The 230-nt window shown below is 57.0% G+C and carries 1 rRNA gene; it reads left to right on the top strand.

Annotation, left to right across the window (positions count from 1 at the left end):
* Window positions 1-230, top strand: a 16S ribosomal RNA gene (locus BTW08_RS18750); the annotation flags it as partial.

Raw genomic sequence — 230 nt, forward strand, 5'->3', positions numbered from 1 at the left:
GCACGTAGGCTGGCTGTTAAGTCGGGGGTGAAATCCTGAGGCTCAACCTCAGAATTGCCTCCGATACTGGCGGTCTCGAGTGCGGGAGAGGTGAGTGGAATTCCGAGTGTAGAGGTGAAATTCGTAGATATTGGGAGGAACACCAGTGGCGAAGGCGGCTCACTGGCCCGCAACTGACGCTGAGGTGCGAAAGCGTGGGGAGCAAACAGGATTAGAAACCCCGGTAGTCC

Origin of the sequence: Salinicola sp. MH3R3-1 (assembly GCF_001937155.1) — a bacterium.
In the GTDB taxonomy this organism is placed as follows: domain Bacteria; phylum Pseudomonadota; class Gammaproteobacteria; order Pseudomonadales; family Halomonadaceae; genus Salinicola; species Salinicola halophyticus.